Origin of the sequence: Methylophilus luteus, from assembly GCF_042676265.1 — a bacterium.
GTDB classification, from domain to species: Bacteria; Pseudomonadota; Gammaproteobacteria; order Burkholderiales; family Methylophilaceae; genus Methylophilus; species Methylophilus luteus.
Window position 1 is genome coordinate 596,411 of sequence record NZ_JBHTKB010000002.1, and the last position, 21,099, is coordinate 617,509.

The following is a 21,099-nucleotide window of genomic DNA, read 5'->3' on the forward strand; positions in this document are numbered from 1 at the left end:
GGATCCGGCGATCTGACAGAACCCCTGAACGCCGCAGATAAATGCAAGGGTTGAGTTTGCGAGGTGACCATATGATCTTTGGAATTGGGACAGATATCGTTGAAGTCGAGCGCATACAAGCATCGCTGGATCAGTTTGGTGAACCGTTTGCCAAACGCATACTGGCCGATTCCGAGTGGGCCGATTACCAGGCCAGCCAGTTGAAAGCCCGTTTTCTGGCCAAGCGCTTTGCCGCCAAAGAAGCCTTTGCCAAAGCCATAGGCACCGGCATACGCGGCGACGTCAGCTTTCACAATATCGCCGTCACCCACGATGCACTGGGGCGGCCACTGCTGCAGCTGGCAACTACCTTGCAGGCTTTTCTCAAGCAACATCATATTCATCAGTCCCACATCAGCATCAGCGATGAAAAAAACCTGGCGCTGGCTTATGTGGTGCTGGAAACCGTGAGCAACAAATGAACTTAGCCGTAACTGCCGAGCTGGATAGTGCGCGCCGTTTTTCCGGCGTGCGCCGCCTGTATGGCGAGACTGGCCTGCAACGTCTGCAAGCCGCGCATGTGCTGGTGATAGGCATAGGCGGGGTAGGCTCGTGGACGGTGGAAGCCCTGGCGCGCAATGCGGTCGGTAAACTCACCCTGGTCGACCTGGATAATATCGCCGAATCCAATATCAACCGGCAGATTCATGCGCTGGATGCCAACCTGGGCAAAGCCAAGGTGACCGCCATGCGTGAGCGCATCGCGCAGATCAACCCGCAGTGTGAGGTGCGTGAGGTAGAAGACTTTATCACTGCCGACAACCTCAGCAGCGTGCTGGCCTCTCAGCCGGCCATGGTGATCGATTGCATGGATGATACCAAAGCCAAGATAGCGTTGGCGGCTTATTGCCAGCAGCAGCAATTGCCGCTGGTGATGGTAGGCAGTGCCGGAGGCAAGCTGGATGCGACGCGCATACGGCTGGCTGATCTGGCACATGTGCATGGTGACCGCATGCTGGCAAAAGTGCGCAACCAGTTGCGGCGCGATCATGGCTTTGCCAAAGCCAGCGATCACAAGAAATCTGCCAGATTCGGCATCACGGCAGTCTATTCAGACGAGCCGGTAGAAAAACCGGCTGAAGCGTGCGCAACCGACAGCGGGCTGACCGGCCTGCATTGCGCCGGTTATGGTTCCAGTATCTGCGTCACTGCCAGCTTTGGTTTTGTCGCCGCCCAACATGCGCTGCAACAATTAGTGTCGTCTGATTGATCCCTGCCTTTTAAGTCGCCGTTCTGGTGGCGATAGTCATATTGCTGTGACAAGATTGTTGAACAATATGGCAGATGTGACGTCTACTTTAGTAGAAATTCAGGCATGGACATTGCATAGCTAGACATAGTTAAACTTTTTATCTAGGTTAAATGCAGGTGTTTCCAGCCTGTCATCGCAACTTTGCGTCGCCGTATTGTCGGGTACAGTTTCGCTGCAAGTATCGCTAAAACCATAAAAAAGGTATCTGCCATGCAATTGGACGTATTTCTGAAACAGGTTTCACTGAATCATGCATTGAACGTGTTGATATGGCACGCAGCCCAGGCTGGCATTGAGATCGCTGCCCTGGTGCGGCAGGGTGCCCTGCAAGGCGTGACTGAAAAAACTGCCACCACCAATGTGCAGGGCGAGACGCAGATGCAGCTGGATATCCGCAGTCATGAAGTAGCCATCGCACAATTGCGTGCTTCAGCCGTAGTGGCTGCCGTGCTGTCTGAAGAAGAAGATAAGCCGGTCATGTTTGAAACGCTGGATGCACCATTTCTGGTCAGCATGGACCCGCTGGATGGTTCTTCCAATCTAGCTATCAATGGCGTGGTCGGCAGTATTTTCTCTGTGCTGCCGAATACCGGCGTGGCGACTCAGGGCGAGCAGGCATTTTTACAGCCCGGCCAGGCACAGCGCGCTGCGCTCTATGTGATGTATGGGCCAGCGACTTTGCTGGTGCTGAGCTTAGGGCAAGGCACGCATGTGTTCACTCTGGATCACGACACTGCCAGTTTTGTGCTCACCCAGCAAACGGTTGAGATTCCGCCCGAGACTTCTGAATATGCCATTAATGCCAGTAACCAGCGTTACTGGCAGCCTGCGATACAACGCTATATAGACGAATGCCTGCAGGGTGCTGAAGGCGTGCGCGGGCGCGATTTTAATATGCGCTGGTGCGCCAGTATGGTGATGGATGTACATCGCATACTCACCCGTGGCGGCGTGTTCCTCTATCCGCGTGATAATAAGCAGCCCGTCAAGGCGGGGCGGTTGAGATTATTGTATGAAGCCAACCCTATGAGCCTGCTGGTGGCGCAGGCGGGCGGCGAAAGTATCAATGGCCTGGAAGATGTGCTGGCGATACAGCCCACCTCCTGCCACCAACGTGTCCCGGTTCTGCTGGGGTCCAGACAAGAAATCCAGCGCTTGCGTGAATACCACCAGCAAGCCACAGAATAAAGGAGTTTTGCATGGCATTGATTTCCCTCAGGCAGTTACTCGATCACGCAGCTGAACATAGTTATGGTTATCCCGCGTTCAATATCAATAATATGGAGCAGATCATCTCCATTATGAAAGCCGCAGATGAAGTCAACAGCGCGGTGATTCTGCAGGCATCGGCCGGTGCGCGTGGTTATGCCGGTGAGTCGTTTTTGCGCAAGATGGTAGAAGCGGCTATTGAACAGTTTCCGCATATCCCGGTGTGCATGCACCAGGATCATGGCACTTCGCCCAAGATCTGCCAGATGGCCATACGCAGTGGCTTTTCCAGTGTCATGATGGATGGCTCGTTAAAGGAAGACCACAAGACCCCGGCCAGTTATGAATACAATGTCGATGTCACGCGCCGCGTAGTAGAGTTCGCCCATGCCGTGGGCGTTTCGGTCGAAGGCGAGTTAGGTGTACTCGGTTCTCTCGAGACCGGCATGGCTGGCGAAGAGGATGGCGTAGGGGCCGAAGGTAAACTGGATGAATCGCAGTTGCTGACCGACCCCGACGAAGCCGCCGCGTTCGTCGAGGCGACCAAGGTCGATGCGCTGGCGATCGCCATAGGCACCAGCCACGGCGCTTACAAGTTCACCCGTCCACCGTCAGCCGACACCTTATCCATACAGCGTATCCGCGAGATACACGCCAAGATCCCTAACACCCATCTGGTCATGCATGGTTCTTCCAGCGTGCCGCAAGAGTTTCTCGAGCGGATACGGCATTATGGCGGTAATATCAAAGAGACTTATGGCGTGCCTGTGTCGCAGATCGTCGAAGGTATCAAGAGTGGCGTACGCAAAGTGAATATAGATACCGATATTCGGCTTGCCATGACCGCTGCCATACGCGCATACTTTGTCGACCATCCCGAAGAATTTGATCCACGCAGCTACTTTAAAGAAGCCACCAACGCGGCGCAGCAACTGTGTAAAGAACGTTTTGAAGCGTTTGGCAGTGCTGGCCAGGCCGGCAAGATCAAGGTGGTTTCGCTGGAAAAAATGGCCGCCATTTATTAAAAATGATTGAACGGTTATAGGGGATAGCTGCCATAGATGTTAATGTTGCCACAGCAGTGGCAGTCAATAACACCTACTCCACTTTACCCGCTCGTGCTTAAAGCAAAAATATAATCTCATCGAGGGGGCATGATAGAAAGGTTTTACATCATGCGCAAAAAATTAGTCATCGGTAACTGGAAGCTGCACGGCAGCCTGCTTGAAAACCAGGGCCTGCTCAACCGGCTCAAACAGGAACTGCATCACCTGGAAGGCGTAGATGCTGCGGTCTGCCTGCCTTATGTTTACTTATACCAGGCGCAATCGGCCTTGCAGGGTTCAGCCATTGCCTGGGGCGCACAAAACGTCAGCCAGTTTACCGAGGGCGCTTATACCTCCTGCATCTCGGCAAAAATGGTGGCTGAGTTTGGTTGCACCTATACCATAGTCGGCCATTCTGAACGCCGCGCACTCAAGCTGGAAAGCAACCAGGTAGCTACCAAGCGCCTGCTGAATGCCTTGCACGCCGGCCTCACGCCTATCTTTTGTGTAGGTGAGACGCTGGATGAACGCGATGGCGGCATGGCCGAATTGATAGTGCGCAACCAGATGCTCAATGTGGTCTACGGCCTGGATGATGCAGCGTTCGCCCTGGCAAAAAAACTCAATATGGTGATCGCCTATGAGCCGGTGTGGGCGATAGGCACCGGCGAGCACGCCACGCCTGAACAGGCACAGCGCATGCATGCTTTTATCCGCATGATGATCGCCGAGCGTGACCGCGAGTTTTCCGAACAGATACGCATACTATACGGCGGCAGTATGGCACCTAAAAATGCCGAGAGCCTGCTGATCATGCCGGATATCGATGGTGGCCTGCTGGGCCGTGCCGCCCTGGTGGCGGAAGATTTCATAGATACCTGCCGCATCGCCGCACATTGCTGGCAGCAGCAAGAGAGATTTAAAGCGCAGGCGCACTCGCCGGCCGTGGTGGTTTAATCGACCACTGCAGTAGTGTCGGCACGCAATTTCACAAAACTGTCATAAATGGCTGGATGCCAGGCGCTACAATAGTGGCCATGAAAAATAACCCCTCTGTTTTACTAGACCGAGACCTAAGTATCCTCAGTTTCAATGCGCGTGTACTTTCCCTGGCGCAACGTGAAGACTACCCCCTGCTAGAACGCTTGCGTTTCTTGTGCATAGTCTCCAACAATCTTGATGAATTTTTTGAAGTGCGCATGCCATTACAGATGGAAGCGCACCAGCAGGGTGTCACGCATGGCCCGGTGACTGCTACTGGTTGCGAACAGATCGCCAGCATGGCGCATGCGCTGGTGGCCAAACAGTATGAACTGTTTAACGATGCGCTGATGCCTGCGCTGGCCGAGCAAGCCATACACCTGGTCTCAGGCACGGTGCGTACACCGGAACAAATCGCCTGGGTGAGCAGTTACTTCAAGCGCGAAGTGCTGCCTTTCCTGATGCCGGTATCACTGGACCCTTCGCATCCTTTCCCGCAAGTCGCCAACAAATCATTAAACTTTATCGTGCGTATCGCTATCGATAAAGAAGAGAAGATCGCCATTGTGCGCGTGCCGCGTGTGGTGCCGCGCCTGCTGCAATTGCCACATGGCATCAGCAAAGGCCAGCAATGCTTTGTCTCGCTGACCAGCATCATAAGAGCCAATCTGCATGTGTTGTTCGAGGGTGCCAAGATACTGCATTTCTCGCAGTTCCGTGTCACGCGAAACAGTGATCTGGAAGTGGATGAAGATGATGTCAGCAATTTGCGCATGGCCTTGCGCGAAGAGCTGGCACACCGCCAGTATGGTAAAGCCGTGCGCCTGGAAGTGACGCATGAATGTGATGATGCCCTGGCTGATTTCCTGCTCAAACAATTTAATTTGCCGGCGCTCGCACTCTATCGCGTCAATGGCCCGGTCAACCTGGGTCGTTTGATCCAGTTGCCGGATATGGCGAAAGGCGACCACCTCAAATTCACCTCTTTCCAGCCGCAATGGCCGCAGCACATCAACAAGAACATTTTATTGCTGGCGCAGATGCGTGAACGCGATCTGCTGATACACCAGCCTTACGAAAGTTTTGATGTGGTGATCCAGCTGCTGGAAGAAGCGGTGAAAGATGAGCATGTGCTGGCGATACGCATGACCATATACCGCACCGGTGCCGACCCGCGCATGCTCTCGCTGTTGCAGGAAGCCGTGCGCCGTGGCAAAGAAGTGCTGGTAGTGGTGGAGCTGAAAGCCCGTTTCGACGAAGAAGCCAATATCAACTGGGCAGAAGCGCTGGAATCAGTCGGCGCGCAAGTAGTGTATGGCGTGGTCGGCCTGAAAACACACGCAAAAATGTTATTGATCATGCGCCGCGAAGGTAAAACCATACATCGCTACGGCCATTTATCTACCGGTAACTACAACCCGAAAACCACGCGCCTGTACACCGACTGGAGCATGCTGACCGCCAACCCTGACCTGACCAAGGAAATGGAAGCGGTGTTCCGGCATTTGACCAGCGAGCTGCCCTTGCCACGCATGCGGCATTTACTGGTGGCGCCATTCACCCTGCATTCCGGCATGATCAAGCAACTGGGCAAAGCCCAGCGTCTGGCCAGGCAAGGCAAACCGGCGCGCGTGATCGCCAAAATGAATGCGCTGACCGATGTGCCCTTGACCGAAGCCCTGATCAAGGCCGCTGCTGCCGGGGTGGAGATAGACCTGATCATACGCGGTGCCTGCATATTGCCAGTCGATCTGCCAGCGCTCAAAGGCCGCATCCGTGTCAGGTCTATTGTTGGCCGCTTGCTGGAGCATTCACGCGTGTTCTATTTCGAGCTGGATGGGCAAGTGCAGATGTGGCTTTCGAGTGCTGACTGGATGAGCCGTAACATGATCAGGCGCGTTGAGCTGGCCTGGCCTATCACAGACTCGAAAATGCAGCTGCGCATCATGCAGGAAGGCCTGCAGCTTTACCTGGATGACAACCTGGATGCCTGGCAGCTGACTGAGCAGGGCGTTTATAAAGCCGTGCGTGATTCAGCCGGCGAGTCAGCTTTGCAATCCTGCCAGCAGATATTGTTAAAACAATATCATTCGCTATAGAGACCGGTGATGACGGTACGTAACCTGATCTTATGGCGGCACGCAGAAGCGGAAGACCTGCAGCACGGGCATTCGGACCTGGAGCGCGCGCTCACCAAAAAAGGCCACAAGCAGGCTAAACAGATGGCGGCATGGCTAAAGAAATACCTGCCCAAACAAACCTATGCCATGGTCAGCCCGGCGCGACGTACGCAAGAAACCGCCGCTTACTGGGGTGAAAGCTGGCAAGAAGAGAACCGGCTGGCGCCGGAACGGCCGCTGGAGCCTATACTGCAATTGCTGGCGCAAAGCCCGTTTGAAGACATCATGCTGGTCGGGCATCAGCCCTGGATAGGCGAATTGGCAGCGCAATGCCTGGGTATGGAAGATACGCAACTCAGTATCAAAAAAGGCGCCATCTGGTGGTTGCGGCTGCCCAAGTCCGGGCCGCCTTACAAACTATACAGTGTGCAGTCGCCCGATCTGGTGTAGTCAGCGTTGGCGTACAGCAAGATATGCAGCGGCACGCATGCGCTGAAGTCAGTGTGATACGTCATCTATGACGTTTGCCAGCATTCTATCGGTGATGCACACCGATAAAATGCCGCTGTGGTGCACAATTACTTCTTGGGTCTGCCGGTTTTGATGGTAGGCACTGTGTCTAGTGTGGCTTTTAATGCTGAATCGTTCAACGTAGCCAGCAGTTTTAAACCGGCACGCAACAATTCGCTTTTCTTGACCGGTTTGCCCAGGCCTTCAAGGCGTTTTTTCAGGGCTGCGATCTGCGCGTACTCGTCTTTAGGCATGGTGAAGCTATCACGTTCCATTTTGACTTTAGGCGTTTTCGGTTTGTCATTCGCGACCACTGCTTTTGCTGGCGTTTTAGCCGCAGCAGCAGTAGCAGGTTTTTTAGCCACAGGCGCGCTTGCCTTTGCCAGCGGTTTGGCGGCTGGCTTGGCTGCGGGTTTTACTGCTGGTTTGCTTACAGCAGCTTTGCTGGCCGGGGATTGGGCGGCTGCTGGTTTGGCAACAGCTGGTTTAGCCGTGGTTGCTGTCACTGGCTTTACCGTTTTGGATGCAGTGTTAGTAGTCGTTGCTGCTGGCTTGCTTTTTGCCGTAGGTTTGGCTGCCGGTTTAGTGGCCATGTCGCTCTCCTCAGTTTTACGTGAAAACAGTTTATACTGTTTTTGTTTCGCGTCAATTGTCATAAAAATTTCATATTGCTATGGTGTCATAGAGTCTGTTTTTCATGACAGAATTCAAAACCTTCAAACAGGGAGCATGAGATGCGCAGGGTATTGGTGGCAAACACCAAAGGCGGTAGCGGTAAAACTACCCTCGCCACCAATCTGGCTGGCTATCTGGCGCAATTGGGGCACAAGGTCGTACTCGAAGATATAGACCGCCAGCAATCATCTGCTGCATGGCTGGCACGCCGCCCGCAACATGTGGCCAGCGTATTCAATGCCGAAGACCTGGGCAAATCAGCCTTGCAAAAAGCCGATTGGGTGATCACTGATTCGCCCGGTGGTTTGCGCGACAAGAAGATCTCTGATGCGGTGACCGAGACCGACCTCATCCTGGTGCCTGTCGCGCCCTCTGCTTTTGATATAGGCGCGACCCAGGATTTTCTCAGTTTGCTGGCCGAAGAAAAAGCCGTGCGCAAACACAAGACGTTTGTCGGGCTGGTAGGCATGCGCGTGATGCCGCGCACCAAATCTGCCGAGCGCTTACTCACATTTATGGATGAATCCGGTTTTGCCGTGTTGTCGATGTTGCGCTCATCGCAGATATACGTCACCGCGGCTGAAGAGGGATTAAGTATTTTTGAATTGTCGGGCTCACTCAAAGAGGTCGATATTGCACAGTGGAACCCGGTCACCGACTGGATTTTACAAAACAGTTAGCGATTGCCCTGTCCAGCCAGGCAATAAGCACTACGTCAAAGGGAGTAATATGAAAGACAAGTCGAATCCAGTGTATCTGGAAAAAGTGCAACAGCTCAGTCCGGCTGAAGCTGAACGCGTGTTATCACGTATGGGTGGCAAGCTGCCTAAACGTTTTATCAAGGAAAAACTGTCGCAGGAAGAAGCCCTCGCTTTGCAGCTGGAGATCGAGGATGAGCAGTTGAACGAGTGGCGCGACAAAATGGCCAAGCTGCGCGAAGAAGACGAAAAGCAAAGCAAGAAGAAAAAGGATTAGTCGCCGCACAGGCGAGGTGTGCTGCAGCCATCATGCAGCAAATAAAAAACGGGCCTAGCTAGGCCCGTTTTTATTTGCTGTGTTCAACACCAGTGGCTATGTCTGCTATCTAGCCATAATGGCTTGCAGCCTAGTCATAATGCGCTTCCAGCTGCCAGCCTAGCTTTTGCCACAGCTGGCATTCTTCTTCAAGCAGGTAATGCGTTTGCGGATGCTGGCTGACCCATTGTGCAGGCAGTGTCAGGGTGAACTGCTGTTTTTCATGCGCTAACTGCAGGTGCTTGAGCACCGGTAAGCGGCGTGAGTGGCAGAATATCACCGCCAGCCGCAATGCCATCAACTGGCAGACCAAGTCCTGATTATCGAAATCCGCAGGCAGCTTGCGCAGCTTGCCCTGATGCCCCAATACCAGCAGGCTGATGGTGTGTAACTCACTTTGTGCAAAACCCATCAGCTCGGTATTGTCGAGTATATAAGCGCCATGCTTGTTACAGTCGGTGTGCGAGATAGCCCAGCCGATCTCGTGGCAGAGGGCTGCCCACTGCAATAAAGGTTTTTGCGTGTCACAGGCTTGCATCGCATCGTAAAAGTGCAGTGCCACTTTGCTGACATTCTGTGCGTGTTCCAGCTCTACCCCAAACTGTTTGCACAGGCGGGCGATAGAAGCTGAACGTAAGTCTTCAGTCGCGTCGGCCGGGCTTAAAATGTCATACAGTACACCATGGCGTAACGCGCCATTGGCGACCAGCATGCTCTCTATATTCAAGGTGTCAAAAACCGCCGTCAGTATGGCCAGGCCACCGCCTATCACCGCGCGCCTGTCATCTTTCAGGCCTTCCATATTCAGGCGGTCTGGCGTTTTGGCTTTGATCAGGGTCTGCTTCAGCCATTCCAGCTGGCTGCGCTCTATCTTGTTTGCCGAGAAGCCAGAGCCCGCCAGTACATCGGCCACCGCGCCCACCGTGCCCGAAGCGCCATAAGCGACTTCCCAGCGGCCGTTATAACGGCTGGCGATCATGTCTATGATAGATTCGGCAGCGATCTCGGCGCGTTCAAAGTTGCGCTCGCTCAACTGGCCATCGGCAAAATACTTTTGTGACCAGCCGACTGAGCCCAGGCGCAGTGACTCGGTAACATTGGCTGTAAAATGCTGGCCCAGAATAAACTCGGTCGAGCGTCCGCCTATATCTATCACCAGGCGTTTCTCATCCGATTGTGGCAGCATGCGGCTGACGCCCTGGTAGATCAGGCGGGCTTCTTCCACACCTGAAATGATCTCTATCGGGTAACCCAGTACTTTCTGTGCCTGCTTGATAAACTCGGCGCTGTTGGCCGCTTCTCGCAATGTCTGCGTGGCGACCGCGCGTACATGTTCCGGCGCAAAGCCTTTCAGCCGCTCGCCAAAGCGTGCCAGGCATTTCAGCCCGCGTTCAAACGCTGCCGGTTTCAGGTTGCGCTCTTCATCGAGGTCGCCACCCTGGCGCACGGCCTCTTTCAGATAATCGACACGCAGGATCTGCCCGTCGACCACACGGCCGATTTCAAGTCGAAAACTGTTGGAGCCCAGGTCTACAGCAGCGAGTTGGGTGTCATGGGTAATAGTTTGCATGCGATACCACTGAAGAAATTACTTTAGATAACGTGAAATGGCCTTGGGGTATTCAGGAAAATAGCGTTCGATCACACTCAAATCAAAACTTCTCAAAATACTGGAGTTAGACTCGCGGTCAAGCAGAAAATCGAAAGAAGCCGCGACCAGATCATTGATCGTATGCGGCGTAGTCAATAACTGCCTGGCATAATCCGGTTTGACACTGACCTGGTGCGTGGTGACTTGTGACCCGTGCACGGTGACAGAAAAAGAATTAGGACTGGTTTCAGTCACCTCAATAGTCGCCACGATCACCTCCGCCATGTTTGCCCTGTTAGGCAACTCTTGCAAACAGTATAAATTGTTATCCTGGCATAGGCCAGTGAAACTAATGTGACGGCAATGAATATAAAATGCTGCCCTGACAGACGACTGATTTCATTAAACTGTCATCGCTGCCAATTAAAATAACAAGTAAAAAATGATGAAACTGATACTGACCTCTTGCTCCCTGGTATTGCTGCTGTGCCTGTCTCACAGCGCGCACGCCGCACGCCCTCTGGTCACGGATGACGCCCGCCTGACCAATGCCCACAGCTGCCAGCTTGAAAGCTGGGTGCGTGCCTATGAAGGCGGGCGCGAAATGTGGGCGCTACCCGCCTGCAACTTCGGTGAAAACTTTGAAGTCACCCTGGGCGGCGGCGTATACCGCAACCAGGACGAGAACTACCGGACCGAAGACTGGATAGTGCAATTCAAAACCTTGTTCAAGCCTCTGGAAACCAATGGCTGGGGCTGGGGTTTGGCTGCCGGGCATGTCAAGCACACCGATATCCAGCCTGGCCCTAACCAGCTGGGCAATACCTATTTTTATGTGCCGGTGTCTTTCTCTTTGCGCGATGATGATGTGATCGTGCACCTGAATATGGGCATGTTGCGTGACAAACAGGCATCAGAACTCAAGGCCAGTATGGGGCTGGGCGCAGAATTCAAACTGGGCGGGCCGTTTAAAGGCATTGCCGAGGTGTTTGGCGATAATTCGCAAAACCCGTTTTATCAACTGGGGGTGCGCTACTCGCTGGTGCCGGAGGTGTTTCAGGTGGATGGGACGCTGGGGCAGCAGGTGAATGGGGATAGTGAGAGCAGGTGGTTGTCGATTGGGTTGAGATGGACACCGTAGGGGTTTGTTTTTGTGACTAGCCTTGTTTGATGGGGAAGTAGATCGTTTTAATCGGTATTTCTTTGGATGGTTCTGTGCTGATTGTTCGGTGCTCTTTTTTAGCCTTTTCTTTCGCCCCTCGGCGAGTGTCTTTTCTTTGCGTGCCCAAAGAAAAGGCACCAAAAGAAAGGGCACCCTAGCATCCGCTTGTTTCCTGCGTTGCTCATCAAAATAAGCGGTCGCGAAACTCGCCCTAGCGGCCTGCAAACTACGCAGGCCACCGCGGAGCTCAGACAGTCGCTCCCTTGTTTCTTATTTTGCCTGCGCTACTCGGCGCGTCAGATAGGGCACCCGGAAAGGCACCACACGGTTAGTGAGGTGGGTCTTTCTCACATCGTATCCCGCTCGACCTGCGAATAAAACAAATACACCGTTGCTAAGCTGACCGTAATTGGTATTTCTTTGGATGGTTCAGTGCGCTGATGCAGCCTTTTCTTTCGCCCCTCGGCGAGTGTCTTTTCTTTGCGTGCCCAAAGAAAAGGCACCAAAAGAAAGGGCACCCTAGCATCCGCTTGTTTCCTGCGTTGCTCGTCAAAATAAGCGGTCGCGAAACTCGCCCTGACAAGCCACACACTGCGTGGCTTGTTGCGGAACTCAGACAGTCGCTCCCTTCCTCCTTATTTTGACTCCGCTACTCGGCGCGTCAGATAGGGGACCCGGAAAGACACTACGCGGTGATTGACGTGAGTTTTTCTCGCATGGCATCCCGCTAGACAAGTGAATAAAACAAATACTTAGTCGCTAAGCGCCCTCTACTCATGACGTTTCACTAATGGCCCATCGTGGTGGTGTTGACTTTGGGCCCCTATCTGACGCGCCGAGTAGCGCAGTCAGCGTGGGAGAGGTCGGCCAGCGTTTGTTCGAGTTTGCGGGGTGTGCAAGCCGCTAGGGCGAGTTTCGTTGGACGCCCACGTTGACGAGCAACGCAGGAAACAAGCGGAAGCTAGGGTGCATTTCTTTTGGTTACGTTTTCTTTGGGCAAGCAAAGAAAAGTAACTCGCCTAGAGGCGAAAAGCAACGTCAAATTCATCCAAAGAAATACCAATTACAACTTTCAGCTAGTGCATCACTGGCTTAGCGACTACCACCAGTTTTGTTACGCAAAGAAATATAGCGCGTCAAATAGCAATCCCTTATTTCAACAAAATAATCCGATTCACCTGCCCCAGCCTAAACGCCGTTGTACTCATCTTCCCGCCTTTCAACGCCAGTGGCCTGATCGGACACGGCGGGATCCTCCGCCCATCCTCCAGCAAGGTATCATCCTCAGCAGTCGATTGCCAGACACCGCCATTCACCGGCCTGAACTGCCAGCGTATATAGCCGACTTTGGCACCCAGTTGCAACATCTCATCGCGGTCGGGTGCTTCACTGACTAATAGCTCGTTTTCCAGCTCTTCATCATATTTGCCAAACGCTTGTTTGCAGGCCAAAGCCTCTTGATCTGTTGCCCCGATATAAGTGCATGCCCGGTGTTCTTCGCGTTGCACATCCCAGGCGCCTAATTGCCAGGCGGCATCCAGTACGGCTTCTTCTACCATTTCCGGCTGACGCCAGCGGTCATTGATCTGCAAGGCTGAGCCTGGCACCGGTTGCAGTATTGGTTTTAGCATGGGTAATGCCGCCACGGGTTGCTTGCGAAAGCCATGCCAGTGCAGCATCAGTAGCAAGGGTGTGTCCGCGCGCGGCACCGCTGTCAGTGTCACTGCGGTCAGGGGCAGTTGCATGACTTGCATTTGCTCAATTAAAGTGTGAAAAATATTCATCATCCACTCCTCATTACTTAACAAAGCCTGTTCAGTAAATAGCTAGCAAGAAGTGTGCTGAGCGCCGCTTTTTTAATCGGCGAGCAGCGCGATGAAGCCGTGGCTTGATAGGCCAATGACGTGCGCAATGTTGTGTTTTAATCATGGGTTAGTTGCGTGATTAGCTGCAACTGTCATTCCCCCTCTTGAAATACGGTTTTGTTTTCCCCATCTATGCAGAAATTTTTGTGTTTAACACCCGTTATTTGGAGAAACCGTTATGACGACAGCGACAGCAGAATCGCCATCTAAACAAACCATGGGCTTTCAGGCCGAGGTTAAGCAATTACTACAGTTGATGATACATTCGCTGTATAGCAATAAAGAGATCGTGTTGCGTGAGTTGATCTCTAACGCGTCTGATGCGGCGGATAAATTGCGCTTTGAGGCTATCTCAAATGACAGCCTGTATGAGAATGACAGTGAGCTTCGCATCAGGATCTCGTTTGATAAACAGGCGCGCACAGTGACCATTTCTGACAATGGCATAGGCATGCGCCGCGAAGAAGTGATCAATAACATCGGTACCATTGCCAAATCTGGCACCAAAGAGTTCTTCCAGAACCTGACCGGTGACCAGGCCAAGGATGCCAACCTGATCGGCCAGTTCGGCGTCGGTTTCTATTCCAGCTTTATCATCGCCGACAAGGTCACGCTGATCACCCGACGTGCAGGTGAGAAAGAAGCGATCAAGTGGGAATCAGGCGGTGAAGGCGATTTCACCATAGAGACTACCGAAAAAGCGGAGCGCGGTACCGAGGTGATCCTGCATCTGCGCGAAGCTGAAGATGAGTTTCTGAATGACTGGAAACTGAAAACCATAGTCCGCAAATATTCTGACCATATCACCTTGCCTATCGTGATGAAAAAGTCTGAATGGAAAGATGGCGAGAATGGCGAGGGCGGCCAGATGGTGGCTACCGATGAAGACGAAACCATCAATACCGCTTCTGCCTTGTGGGCGCGCAGCAAGAGTGATATCAGTGAACAAGAGTACAACGAGTTTTACAAGCATGTGTCGCACGACCATGAGAACCCGCTGGCTTATACGCACAGCCGCGTAGAGGGCAAGCAGGAATATATCTCGCTGCTGTATGTGCCGAGCAGGGCGCCGTTCGATCTGTATGACAGAGAGCGTCGCCAGGGCATCAAGCTATACGTGAAGCGTGTATTTATTATGGAAGAAGCAGAAAAGCTGATGCCACAATATCTGCGTTTTGTGCGCGGGGTGATCGATTCTGCCGACTTGCCACTCAATGTGTCACGTGAGATCCTGCAGGACAGCCGCGATGTGGAAGCGATTAAAAACGGTTCTGTGAAAAAAGTACTCAGCTTGCTGGAAGACATCGCCGAAAACAAAGCGGAAGAATATAGCAAGTTCTGGAACGAGTTCGGCCGTGTGCTGAAAGAAGGCCCGGGTGAAGACTTCGCCAATAAAGACAAGATCGCCGGCTTGCTGCGCTTTGCTTCTACCCATGCCGATAACGATACGCAAAACGTGTCGCTCAAAGACTACATCGCCCGCTTTAAACCCGAGCAGGAAGTGATCTACTACATCACAGCCGATACTTTTGCCGCTGCCAAGAATTCACCACATCTGGAGATCTTCCGCAAAAAAGGCATAGAAGTATTGCTGCTGTCTGACAAGGTGGACGAATGGTTGCTGGGCAGCCTGACCGAGTTTGAAGGCAAGAAATTGCAATCCATCGCCAAAGGCGATCTGGATTTAGGCAAGCTGGAAGACGAAGCCGATAAAGAAGCGCAAAAGCAGGTGGAAGAAAACGCCAAGGGCCTGGTGGAGCGTCTCAAGACGGCATTGGGTGATGCCGTGAAAGAAGTGAAAGTGACGCACAGGTTGACCGATTCCCCGGCTTGCCTGGTGGCGGGCGAGCATGATCTTTCCGGTAATCTGGCACGTATCCTCAAGGCGGCAGGTCAGCAGGCACCTGAGAGCAAACCTATCCTGGAAGTGAACCCGGCGCACCGGCTGGTGGAAAAACTGCAGGCTGAAACCGATGATGCGAAATTCGCCGATTATGCGCATGTGCTGTTTGACCAGGCCTTGCTGGCAGAAGGCGGTCAGCTCGAAGACCCGGCCAGCTTTGTAAAACGTATCAACAGCCTGATCCTGTAAGTTCGATCAAATAAGCAGCCCTATCTGCTTTTGATATAAAGCCCGCGCAAGCGGGCTTTATATTTTTAACCGTTATATCAATATAATTCAAAATTCTTTTTAGGTATTAAGTAAGCTTGGTAGATTAAAGGCCTCAACAACGTTTAAGGGGTTGGATATGCGCACTACTGTAAAACTGTTGCCGTGGCTGTTATCTATAATGGCTGGGCAGGCCTGGGCAACCGATGGTTACTTTGCCCACGGCTACGGCGTCAAGGGCCTGGGCCTGGGCGGTGTCGGCATTGCTCTGCCGCAGGATGCACTGGCGGCGGCTACCAATCCGGCTGGTTTGGGCATCGTTGGCGACCGTATCGATTTTGGTGTGACCTGGTTCAAACCAGACCGCGATGTACGTCTCAGCAATACTGCCGGGGGCAGCGGGGCGCTGGATGGCCGTTATGATGGCAATGATAGCGAACACTTTTTTATCCCTGAGTTTGGCTACAACCGGGTGATCAATGAGCGCATCACCCTGGGCGTGAGCGTTTACGGCAATGGCGGCATGAACACCGATTACAAAGACGGTATCCCTTATTTCAACAACACTGGCAGCCGGGTCGGCATCGATTACCTGCAGGTGGTGGTAGCGCCGACCGCGACCTGGCGCGTGAATGAACAGCATGTGTTGGGCGTGTCACTGAATCTGGCCTACCAGCGTTTTGAGGCCAAGGGTTTGCAGAACTTTGATAATGCGCTCTCTACTACTTCTGTCGGCAATGTGACCAATAACGGGCACGACAACTCTTATGGCGCTGGCTTGCGTTTCGGCTGGGTTGGCCAGGTGAGTGATGCCGTGACTTTGGGTGCCACTTATCAAACTAAAACTTATGCCAGCAAGTTTGATAAATATAAAGGCCTGTTTGCAGAAGGTGGCGATATTGATATTCCTGCAAACTACGGTATCGGTATCGCGATTAAAACTTCTCCATCCTTAACGCTGGCTGCAGATGCACAACGCATCCTATATTCTGATGTGGATTCGATTGGTAATTTGTCAGTGAGCAATTTGTTTGCAGGTAATGCGCTTGGATCATCTAAAGGCCCAGGGTTTGGTTGGCGAGACGTGACAGTCTTCAAGGTCGGGGCATAATACGCTTACAGCGATACATTAACGTTGCGTGCTGGCTACAATCACAGCTCGCAGCCGGTGCGCAGCAGCGAAACCCTGCTTAATATTCTGGCGCCTGCTGTGGTGCAGGATCACCTTACATTAGGCGCAACCTATACTTTGCCGAACAAATCTGAGCTTTCATTCTTCTTCGCACATGCCTTTGAAAACAAAGTGCGCGGGAGTAACTCGATTCCCCCTCAATTTTTTGGAGGAGAAGCTGATTTACGGATGAACCAGAATTCCCTGGGTGTTGCTTACGGTTGGGCGTTATAGGCTAAATCCCTGATTTTCTATATGATTGCCTGAGTGCGTTTCCGCTTTCAGTCATTAAAATTACATTTATCGTAATTTATAATAAAGCCATGGCACCTTCGCCGTGGCTTTTTGTCATAAAGGGCAATAGCCGCGACAGGCTTGTTTTTTGCTTTTAAGTTAGACAATCACATCCGTTATTGATCATTCCAGGGGAAGATGCATGGCCACTAATGCCAAATCCACACGTAGCAAGACCAACAAAATCGAAACCATCCATAACGCTGAAGATTTTTTACTGACGCAGTTGCCGATACCGCAAGCTTTACGCAACCATCTGACATTCTCCCTGGGTAAATCCGACTCCTGGGCCACCACTCGCGACTGGTACCAGACCGCTGCCTTTACCGTGCGCGACCATTTGATGAGCCGCTGGGTGATCACGCGTGACGCCTATCGCGATGCCAATACCAAACGCGTCTATTATTTATCACTGGAATTTCTGATCGGCCGCATGCTTTCAAACGCGGCACTGAATTTGGGCGTTGCACCGGAACTAAGCGACGGCCTGCAGGAAATCGGCCAGCAGCTGGAAGGTGTGGCCGAGATGGAACCCGATGCTGCGCTGGGCAATGGCGGTTTGGGCAGGCTGGCTGCGTGTTTTGTGGATTCCATGGCCACCATGGATATTCCCGCGACCGGTTACGGCATACGCTATGACTATGGCATGTTCAGGCAAAGCATAGAAGGCGGCCAGCAGGTTGAAAACCCGGATAACTGGCTGCGCTACCAGAATATCTGGGAAGTGCAGCGCCCCGAGCATACCTGCGAAGTGAAGTTCTACGGCCGCGTTGTGCAAGTGCACACCGAACGTGGCACCGAGCGCCACTGGATAGACACCGAGAGCGTGGTCGCCATGCCTTATGATGTGCCGGTGCCTGGCTATGGCACGCAAACGGTGAATAACCTGCGCCTGTGGTCTGCCAAAGCTGCGAAAGAGTTTGATCTGGCATCTTTTAATCAGGGTAATTACGATAAGTCTGTCGAAGGTCGTCATGGGGCGGAGACTATCTCGCAAGTGCTGTATCCAAACGATGCTTCCGAATCTGGTAAGGAATTACGTTTAAAGCAGCAATACTTTTTTGTGTCAGCCTCTACGCAGGATATCCTGCACCGGTTTATCACCTACAATCCGGACTGGGATACCTTACCGCAGAAAATCGCCATCCAGCTAAACGATACCCATCCGGCGATCGCTGTGGCAGAAATGATGTATCAGCTGGTGGATCATTACCATCTTGCATGGGATAGGGCCTGGAAGCTGGTCACGCAAATATTTGCCTACACCAATCACACATTAATGCCCGAGGCCTTGGAAACCTGGTCGGTCGATCTGTTTTCATCGCTGTTGCCACGCCACCTGGAAATCATTTACGAGATCAACCACCGTTTCCTGCAGATGGTGAACCAGCATTTCCCTGGCGACAGCGGCTTGCTCAGCCGTGTCTCCATTATTGATGAGACGCACGGGCGCCGTGTGCGCATGGCTCACCTGGCCGTGGTCGGTAGCCATACCGTGAATGGTGTGGCCGCGCTGCATAGCGAGCTGTTACGCACCACATTGTTTGCTGATTTCAACAAGATTTATCCGGGCAAGTTCACCAATGTCACCAACGGCATCACACCGCGGCGCTGGCTCAATCAGGCCAACCCCTTGCTCACCGAGTTGTTAACCAAGCATATAGGGTCAGGCTTTCAGAAAGACCTTGGCCTGATCCAGAAGATAGAGCCACTGGCAGAGGATGCCGCCTTCAGGAAAGCCTTCAGGGAAGTGAAAGCCGCGAATAAACAGCGCCTGGCCTATAAAATCTTGCAGAAAACCGGCGTGGCGATCAATCCGCATGCGATATTTGATGTGCAGATCAAACGTATCCATGAATATAAGCGTCAGTTATTGAATGTGCTGCATGTCATCACCTTATATAACCGTATCCGCAGTGGCCAGGCAAAAAACCAGACGCCGCGCGTGGTGATCTTTGCCGGTAAGGCCGCACCAGGCTACTGGCTGGCCAAACAGATCATACGTTTGATCAATGATGTCGCCACCCTGATCAACAACGACCCGGTAGTGGGTGACCAGCTGAAAGTGGTTTTCTATCCTAACTATGAAGTGAGCGCCGCCGAGATACTGTTCCCGGGGGCTGATCTGTCCGAACAGATCTCTACCGCCGGCACCGAGGCCAGCGGCACCGGCAATATGAAGATGGCGCTGAATGGCGCGCTGACCATAGGCACGCTGGATGGTGCCAATGTAGAGATCAAGGAAGAAGTCGGCGACGAGAATATCTTTATCTTCGGCCTGACCACGCCTGAGGTCGCGCAAATCAAGGCCAGTGGCTATAACCCGTGGGATTACTACAACGGCAACCCAGAACTGAAGCAGGTGATAGACATGATAGGTAATGGCTTCTTTTCAGTTGGCGAGCCGAATCGTTATCAGGCCATAGTCGATACCCTGTTGCACAAAGGTGATCACTACCTGTTGCTGGCTGACTACGCCGCCTATGTGGAGGCGCAGGAAAAAGTGGCCGCCCTGTACCAGGATGAAGAAGCCTGGTCGCGTGTGGCTATCTTGAATGTGGCGCGTATGGCCAAGTTTTCCAGTGACCGTACCATAGGCGAATATGCCAACCGTATCTGGAAGGTAGAGCAGTTTAAAGCCTGACTGTTGCAGCAAACAGCAATGCCCACATGACAAAGCAAGCCCGCGAGGGCTTGCTTTTGTGCTTTCTTGCCAGATCATTTATCGTTACACTGATCTCAGTTTCTCTAGGAGATAAACAATGAAAAAAACTGCGTGGGTGATGCTGATAGGCTTGCTGTTTACGGATGCGCAAGCGCTGGACCTGAAAAGCCTGGGAGATGTAGTCAACAAAGTCAGCGGTAACGCCAGTGCTGACAATAGCAGTGCTGTCAGCAGCCTGACAGACAAGGAAACCAACGATGGCCTGAAACTGGCGCTCAATCAGGGCGTGACCAAAGCCGTTGATGTGCTGGGGGCCACTGACGGCTTCCTCGGTAATAAAGACGTGAAGATCCCGTTGCCGGATTCGCTGAAGAAAGTCGAAAAAGGCATGCGCCTGGTCGGCATGGGTGATCAGGCCGATGAACTGATACTGAAAATGAACCGCGCCGCAGAACAGGCGGTGCCGGAAGCGAAGACCCTGCTGGTGAACTCGATCAAGCAAATGAGCCTGGCTGATGTCAAAGGTATACTCACTGGCCCGCAAGATGCGGCGACACAATACTTCAAGAAAACCACCTCAGCCGACATGGCGACCAAATTCCTGCCGGTGGTGCAAAAAGCCACTGCCAATGTCAAACTGGCAGATACTTATAATCAGTATGCAGAAATGGGCAGTAAGTTTGGTTTGGTGAAAAAAGAAAATGCCAATATCAATCAATACGTCACGCAAAAAGCGCTGGATGGCGTTTACCTGATGGTGGCAAAAGAAGAAGCGGCTATTCGGCAAGACCCCATGGGCCAGGCCAGCAACTTGCTGAAAAAAGTATTTGGTGCCGCCAAGTAAGCAAAAAGTTATATAAAGCCTGAAAAGTAAAAGGCGTCGCTACCTAGCGGCGCCTTTTACTTTTCAGCAGTCACTGGCCGCCTTCACTCTGTAAGTATTTTCGAATTGGTGTTGACACACCTTAAGCTTCCTTGCTATAGTCTCACCTCTCGACGCAACACAAGTTTTACTAGTCGATTCGGACGCGGGATGGAGCAGTCTGGCAGCTCGTCGGGCTCATAACCCGAAGGTCACAGGTTCAAATCCTGTTCCCGCAACCAAGCAAATAAATTCGTTTTATATTGAAATAAATTTCCTGCTTGACCGATTTAAATTGCGCTGTATAATGCGCACCTCGTTAACGCAAAGCGTTGGTGATGAAGGCCCTGGTGGCCATGTTCTTTAAAAATTAGGATGACTGATAAGTGTGGGTGTTTGTAGTTGGGTGAAGCGCATTTGATGCGTAGAAGCCTCAGAAAATACAAATGCTTTACACTTAGATTTATGACAAGTATGTACAGTGTTTTAGACACACATACCTTGAAATGAATTTGAGGAATTAAGCGAAACGA

Annotated in this window: 19 protein-coding genes and 1 tRNA gene; 16 read left to right on the forward strand and 4 right to left on the reverse strand. The window is 52.4% G+C overall.

Annotated elements, in window-relative coordinates:
- Positions 1-71: 71 nt before the first annotated feature.
- From acpS to ACFQ1Z_RS12310, 7 genes are all read left to right on the forward strand, one after another.
- Entirely contained in the window at positions 72-461 is a 390-nt protein-coding gene (acpS, locus tag ACFQ1Z_RS12280) for a holo-ACP synthase (RefSeq protein WP_379057960.1), read from the forward strand.
- Positions 458-1,249 carry a tRNA threonylcarbamoyladenosine dehydratase gene (locus ACFQ1Z_RS12285; RefSeq protein ID WP_379057961.1) on the forward strand — a complete coding sequence of 264 codons (792 nt, stop codon included), beginning with the start codon at positions 458-460 and terminating at the stop codon, positions 1,247-1,249. Before acpS ends, ACFQ1Z_RS12285 begins: the two co-directional genes overlap by 4 nt.
- Positions 1,250-1,501: 252 nt before the next feature.
- A complete protein-coding gene (locus ACFQ1Z_RS12290; RefSeq protein ID WP_379057963.1) occupies positions 1,502-2,479 on the forward strand; it encodes a class 1 fructose-bisphosphatase in 978 nt (325 codons plus the stop codon).
- A gap of 11 nt (positions 2,480-2,490) precedes the next feature.
- Positions 2,491-3,525: a class II fructose-bisphosphate aldolase gene (gene fba, locus ACFQ1Z_RS12295; protein WP_379057964.1), complete on the forward strand. Its 1,035-nt coding sequence runs from the start codon at positions 2,491-2,493 to the stop codon at positions 3,523-3,525.
- A gap of 150 nt (positions 3,526-3,675) precedes the next feature.
- Positions 3,676-4,503, forward strand: a complete 828-nt coding sequence (gene tpiA / locus ACFQ1Z_RS12300; RefSeq protein WP_379057966.1) for a triose-phosphate isomerase — start codon at positions 3,676-3,678, stop codon at positions 4,501-4,503.
- An 80-nt stretch (positions 4,504-4,583) separates the two neighbouring features.
- Positions 4,584-6,626 carry a polyphosphate kinase 1 gene (gene ppk1, locus ACFQ1Z_RS12305; RefSeq protein WP_379057968.1) on the forward strand — a complete coding sequence of 681 codons (2,043 nt, stop codon included), beginning with the start codon at positions 4,584-4,586 and terminating at the stop codon, positions 6,624-6,626.
- Between the two features lie 9 nt (positions 6,627-6,635).
- Positions 6,636-7,097, forward strand: a complete 462-nt coding sequence (locus ACFQ1Z_RS12310) for a SixA phosphatase family protein (protein WP_379057969.1) — start codon at positions 6,636-6,638, stop codon at positions 7,095-7,097.
- A 128-nt stretch (positions 7,098-7,225) separates the two neighbouring features.
- Here ACFQ1Z_RS12310 and ACFQ1Z_RS12315 read toward each other — a convergent pair whose 3' ends face one another.
- The gene (locus ACFQ1Z_RS12315) at positions 7,226-7,750 is read right to left on the reverse strand and encodes a hypothetical protein (RefSeq protein WP_379057971.1); all 525 of its coding nucleotides are present in this window, start codon (positions 7,748-7,750) and stop codon (positions 7,226-7,228) included.
- 141 nt (positions 7,751-7,891) lie between these two features.
- On the opposite strand from ACFQ1Z_RS12315, the gene ACFQ1Z_RS12320 reads away from it, so the two are divergent.
- Positions 7,892-8,512 carry a nucleotide-binding protein gene (locus ACFQ1Z_RS12320; RefSeq protein ID WP_379057972.1) on the forward strand — a complete coding sequence of 207 codons (621 nt, stop codon included), beginning with the start codon at positions 7,892-7,894 and terminating at the stop codon, positions 8,510-8,512.
- Between the two features lie 49 nt (positions 8,513-8,561).
- Positions 8,562-8,807: a hypothetical protein gene (locus ACFQ1Z_RS12325; protein ID WP_379057974.1), complete on the forward strand. Its 246-nt coding sequence runs from the start codon at positions 8,562-8,564 to the stop codon at positions 8,805-8,807.
- A gap of 130 nt (positions 8,808-8,937) precedes the next feature.
- Here the strand turns inward: ACFQ1Z_RS12325 and ppx are convergent, their stop codons facing one another.
- Positions 8,938-10,416: an exopolyphosphatase gene (gene ppx, locus ACFQ1Z_RS12330; RefSeq protein ID WP_379057976.1), complete on the reverse strand. Its 1,479-nt coding sequence runs from the start codon at positions 10,414-10,416 to the stop codon at positions 8,938-8,940.
- Between the two features lie 18 nt (positions 10,417-10,434).
- Positions 10,435-10,722: a hypothetical protein gene (locus ACFQ1Z_RS12335; protein WP_379057978.1), complete on the reverse strand. Its 288-nt coding sequence runs from the start codon at positions 10,720-10,722 to the stop codon at positions 10,435-10,437.
- 157 nt (positions 10,723-10,879) lie between these two features.
- Between ACFQ1Z_RS12335 and ACFQ1Z_RS12340 the strand changes: the two genes are divergently transcribed.
- The gene (locus ACFQ1Z_RS12340) at positions 10,880-11,578 is read left to right on the forward strand and encodes a hypothetical protein (protein WP_379057980.1); all 699 of its coding nucleotides are present in this window, start codon (positions 10,880-10,882) and stop codon (positions 11,576-11,578) included.
- Between the two features lie 1,172 nt (positions 11,579-12,750).
- Here the strand turns inward: ACFQ1Z_RS12340 and ACFQ1Z_RS12345 are convergent.
- A complete protein-coding gene (locus ACFQ1Z_RS12345) occupies positions 12,751-13,386 on the reverse strand; it encodes a diguanylate cyclase (RefSeq protein WP_379057981.1) in 636 nt (211 codons plus the stop codon).
- 256 nt (positions 13,387-13,642) lie between these two features.
- On the opposite strand from ACFQ1Z_RS12345, the gene htpG reads away from it, so the two are divergent.
- The 6 genes from htpG to ACFQ1Z_RS12375 all read left to right on the forward strand — a co-directional run bounded on the left by htpG (position 13,643) and on the right by ACFQ1Z_RS12375 (position 20,808).
- On the forward strand, positions 13,643-15,556 hold the full coding sequence (gene htpG / locus ACFQ1Z_RS12350; RefSeq protein ID WP_379057983.1) for a molecular chaperone HtpG: 1,914 nt from the start codon (positions 13,643-13,645) through the stop codon (positions 15,554-15,556).
- Positions 15,557-15,713: 157 nt separating this feature from the next.
- Positions 15,714-16,685, forward strand: coding sequence for an OmpP1/FadL family transporter (locus tag ACFQ1Z_RS12355; RefSeq protein WP_379057984.1), 972 nt, complete (start codon positions 15,714-15,716; stop codon positions 16,683-16,685).
- A 24-nt stretch (positions 16,686-16,709) separates the two neighbouring features.
- On the forward strand, positions 16,710-16,979 hold the full coding sequence (locus ACFQ1Z_RS12360; protein WP_379057986.1) for a hypothetical protein: 270 nt from the start codon (positions 16,710-16,712) through the stop codon (positions 16,977-16,979).
- Positions 16,980-17,181: 202 nt separating this feature from the next.
- Positions 17,182-19,683 (forward strand): glycogen/starch/alpha-glucan phosphorylase, encoded by a 2,502-nt coding sequence (locus ACFQ1Z_RS12365; protein ID WP_379057988.1) that lies wholly within the window; start codon positions 17,182-17,184, stop codon positions 19,681-19,683.
- Between the two features lie 118 nt (positions 19,684-19,801).
- Positions 19,802-20,548: a DUF4197 domain-containing protein gene (locus tag ACFQ1Z_RS12370; protein ID WP_379057990.1), complete on the forward strand. Its 747-nt coding sequence runs from the start codon at positions 19,802-19,804 to the stop codon at positions 20,546-20,548.
- A 183-nt stretch (positions 20,549-20,731) separates the two neighbouring features.
- Positions 20,732-20,808 (forward strand) — tRNA-Met (locus tag ACFQ1Z_RS12375).
- Positions 20,809-21,099: the final 291 nt, after the last annotated feature.